The organism is Enterorhabdus sp. P55, assembly GCF_009911695.1.
In the GTDB taxonomy this organism is placed as follows: domain Bacteria; phylum Actinomycetota; class Coriobacteriia; order Coriobacteriales; family Eggerthellaceae; genus Enterorhabdus.
The window spans coordinates 1-4,143 of sequence record NZ_QWKK01000148.1 but is presented as its reverse complement, the minus strand read 5'-3'; the positions used below and the strand labels follow the sequence as shown (position 1 = coordinate 4,143).

The following is a 4,143-nucleotide window of genomic DNA, read 5'->3' as shown; positions in this document are numbered from 1 at the left end:
CCGGGCGAGCCCTTGGCCGCAGGCTGGGGCCGCGGGGCGCCTCTGCGGGCGCGCCGGGGCTGTCGGCCGCGCGCCAGGCGAGGGCGCCAGCCGCGGATGCGGCAGGTGTCGGGTCTGGGGCCGCGGGGGTCCTGCGGGGAATGGCGCGATGCCATCCGTATTCTAGCGCGTGCGGGATTATAATTCGTCACCATGGAGACTCGAACGGGAAAACTCATCATCGTGCCCACGCCCCTGGGCAACCTGGGCGACATGACCGACCGTGCCCGCGCCGCCTTGGCCGAAGCCGACGTCGTCTGCGCCGAGGACACGCGTGTGACCGGTCGGCTGCTGGCTGCCTTCGGCATCGAGAAGCGGCTCGAGCGGCTCGACGAGGCGCTCGTGGGCGTGCGGGCGACGGCGATCGCCGAGCGCGTTCTCGCCGGTCAGGTGGTGGCCTACTGCTCCGATGCCGGCATGCCCGGCGTGTCCGACCCCGGCTTGCGCCTGGTGGCCGCCGCCCGGGAGGCCGACGCGCCGGTGGAAGTGCTGCCTGGCCCTACGGCGGCGGCTACCGCCTACGTGGCGAGCGGCACGGTGAACCCGCGCTTCTACTTCGGCGGCTTCTTCCCGCGCAAGGCGGCGGAGCAGCGCGCCTGCCTGGAGGCGTTGCGGGGCCTCGATGCGGCGCTCGTCTTCTACGAGAGCCCAAACCGCCTGGTCAGCGCATTGGAGACGGTGGCGGGGATACTGCCGCTGCGTACGGTGGCGGTCTGCCGTGAGCTGACGAAGCTGCACGAAGAGGTGCTGCGCGGCCCAGCGGCCGAAGTGCGCGACGCGTTCGCGGCCCGTGCGGCCGAGCCTGGCGGCATCCGCGGGGAAATCGTGCTCGTCATCGACGGGCCCAGCGAGCCCGAGATCGCTGCGGGCGCCGAGGCTGCCGCCGCGACGGCAGCTGATCGTGCGGCCGATCTGGCTTCCGAGGGCCTGCGCACGAAGGACATCGCCAAACGCCTGTGTGCCGAGTGCGGCGTTTCCCGCAACGAGGCCTACGACCTGGCGATGGCCGCCGCCAAGGCCCGCCCATGACGCGTGCGCCCGGCAGGATGCCGGAGGGGTGCACGCGGGCTGATGGGGAGCCGGCGCGCGCGGCCGCGTTGGCCGCCTCGCGCAGCAGGGCGCGGACGGCGACCGAGGCGCAGCTACTCGTGGTGGATGGCCTGGAGGTGTGGGTCACCCGCAAGCGCGTGAAGAACGTGAACCTGCGCGTGCGCGCTGCCGACGGCCGCGTCGCCGTGTCGGCGCCGCCGCGTACGTCGGACGCGTTCATCTGCGCCTTCGTGCGCGAGAAGCGCGGCTGGATAGAGCGCCAGCGCCAGGCGGTCGCCGCCTCGCCACGCGCCCAGGCCGCCGCGGCCAGCCCGGCGGAGGTCGCCCAGTGGCGCGCCGTCGTCGAGGCCTGCGTGCCGGCGCTCATCGAGGCATGGGAGCCCATCATGGGCGTGCGCGCTGGCAAGGTGGTCTACCGCAACATGACGAGCCGCTGGGGGAGCTGCCAGCCGTCCACCGGGCGCATCTGCATCAACGTGCGGCTGGCGCTCTACCCGCCTGAGTGCCTGGAGTACGTGGTGGTCCATGAGCTCTGTCACCTCATCGAGCGCGGACACGGCCCTCGCTTCCAAGCCGCCATGGATCGCCTCATGCCCGACTGGCGCGCCCGCCGCGCCAAGCTCCGCTAGCCGCCGGCCGCCTGTCAGACACCGTGAGACGCAGGCCGCGTCGGCTCTGTCATCTGCCTGCCAGGCTCCGCGAGACGCGGATGGTGCCGGCCCCGCCACCGCGCCCGCCGCGAGACGCAGGCCGCGCGGGTTCCGCCGCGCATGGTGACGCCCCTGCCACCCGCCTGCTGGACACTGCGAGACGCGGAGTAGGCGGCCTCATCAATCGCCCGCCGCGAGACGCAGGCCGCGCCGGCTGGATGCCGTAAGACGCGGATCGTGCCGGCCCCGCCACCGAGCCGGTCGCGAGACGCGGATGGTTCCGGCCCCGCCACCGAGCCGGTCGCGAGAAGCGGGCCGCGCGGGTTCCGCCAGCCGTCCGCCGGACACCGCGAGACGCAGGCCGTGCCGGCTGGATGCTGCGAGGCGCGGATCGCGTCGGCTGTCGCCGCGCACTGTGCCGGCTCCGCCAGCTGCCCGTCGCGATACGCGATACGCGCGGGTTCTGCCAGCCGTCCGTCGGGCGCGAGTGTTTCACGTGAAACACTCGTTCTTGTCGGTCTCCTCGGGTATCGCTCAAAATGTTTCACGTGAAACATCGGTTCGTTGGCGAAAACGCGTTATTCCGACGCAGCGCTGTGTTTCCCTTGTGATGGCGTCGATTATTCCTCATTTCGTTGGTAAACTGGGGAATAAGTAATCACTTTGAGTGTCAAACTATTTCCGCGAGGGCGCGAGGGCGCGAGGGCGCGAGGGCGCGAGGGCGCGAGGGCGCGAGGGCGCGAGGGCGCGAGGGCGCGAGGGCGCGAGGGCGTCGATGCGACGAGTGAGGGATGCGTGGGCGGCGCGCCAGCGGATGGCGGTCGCAGCGCGGCGAGGCTGCCGGGCGGCAAGGCGCCCGGCGCAGCAAGGGAGGGGGCGCCATGGCGCGCTATGCTATCGTGACGGAGACGGGTGGGGACATTCCCGCAGAGCATGTGGAGCGCTATGGCCTGGAGCTGGCGCCCATGCACGTGACGTTCGGCGAGAAGAGCTTCGACGACGGCGCGTTCCCCGTGAGCGACATCTTCGACCACTACCGCGCCACCGGCGATCTGCCGCGTACGAGCGGCTGCACCCCGCAGGACTTCGCGGACACCTTCGCCCGCGTGGACGCGCGCGACCCCGAGGCCACCATCCTCTACCTGGCATATTCCGCGTGCACGACGTGCTCCTTCGAGTCGGCGCGCATGGCCGCCGAGGGCCGCGACAACGTGGTGGCCATCGACACCAAGTCCGTGACGGCCGGCTTGTTCCTGGTGGTCACCAACACGGCGCGTTTCCTCGAGGAGCATCCGGATGCCGAGGTGGACGAGGTGAGGGCGTTCGTCGACAGCCAGGTGGCGCGCTCGCGCATGGCGTTCATCCCCGGCGGCCTCGAGTTCCTGCGCGCGGGCGGCCGCCTGAGCAACGGGGCGTACCTGGGCGCGCAGCTGCTGCGCATCAAGCCGGTCATCGAGATCCTGGACGGCAAGCTCGTCGCCACCAAGAAGCTGCGCGGCTCCATGGAGAAGGCGGTGCTGGCGCTGGTTGGCGATTTCATCACGCGCGAGCCGCTCGATCGCTCCCGCGTGGCGCTCATTCGCAACGAGGGCCTCGACGAGACGCTCCAGCGTCAGGTGGTGGAGAAGCTTCGCGACGCTGGCTTCCAGGAGATCGAGTGGATCGAGACGGGCGGCGTCATCTCCTCGCATTGCGGCCCCGGCTCCTTCGGCATCGCCTCGCTGGCTGCCGAGTAGGGGAGGGCCCCGCGTTCCCCTAGCCTGGTGGAACGCCTTGTGGAACGCCTTGTGGGTGGCTCGCCCGCTTCCCCGGGTGCCGAGGTGGTCTTTCGGTGTGAAATGTTTCACGTGAAACATTCGTTCTCGTAAAACGACGACGCGGCTGATTCGCGTCGTCGTTTTTACGCTGGGTCGTCCTCTTTTTCACTATGACCGTACGAGTGTTTCACGTGAAACACTCGTACGAGCCAATCGCCGCGCGTGCGACAGCGTGCCCGCCGCGCCTTGGGCGTCTCCGCGTTGCGCCCCGTCCCTTTCGCGACCGCGCATCTCGCGCGCTGCGCTCGTCTCGCGCACCTGCGCTGCACTCGCGCACGCCGCGGCCTCCGCGCGTCGGGTCATGGTCTCGCGCACCTCGCACGCTGCGCGGTCTCCGGCGCCCTCTGCGCATCACGCAGTTCTGCGATTGTGCTGCCCGGTTCCGCATCTTTGCGTCGTGCGCCCTGCGCTTCCTGGGCATCGCCCCGCAGTCCGACGCGCCTCCGCGCGTCCCCGCGTGCGCCCGTGGGCCGCGCCCGCACCTCCTCGCGCCCATGGGTCGCACCCGCACCCCCGGGCTCGCGCCGAAGGCGCCTGCGGTGCTGCTGCGGGCCGCACCCGCATCCCCGCGCCCCCCGCGTCCGCCG

The 4,143-nt window shown here is 71.2% G+C and carries 3 protein-coding genes; all 3 read left to right on the top strand.

The window, feature by feature from the left end; all coding sequences use genetic code 11:
• Positions 1-192: 192 nt before the first annotated feature.
• Positions 193-1,068 carry a 16S rRNA (cytidine(1402)-2'-O)-methyltransferase gene (gene rsmI, locus D1643_RS09995; RefSeq protein WP_160710479.1) on the top strand — a complete coding sequence of 292 codons (876 nt, stop codon included), beginning with the start codon at positions 193-195 and terminating at the stop codon, positions 1,066-1,068.
• Positions 1,065-1,718: a M48 family metallopeptidase gene (locus D1643_RS09990; RefSeq protein WP_236643538.1), complete on the top strand. Its 654-nt coding sequence runs from the start codon at positions 1,065-1,067 to the stop codon at positions 1,716-1,718. The genes rsmI and D1643_RS09990 overlap by 4 nt, the downstream gene beginning before the upstream one ends.
• Positions 1,719-2,620: 902 nt before the next feature.
• Positions 2,621-3,475 carry a DegV family protein gene (locus D1643_RS09985; protein ID WP_160710478.1) on the top strand — a complete coding sequence of 285 codons (855 nt, stop codon included), beginning with the start codon at positions 2,621-2,623 and terminating at the stop codon, positions 3,473-3,475.
• Positions 3,476-4,143 lie beyond the last annotated feature (668 nt).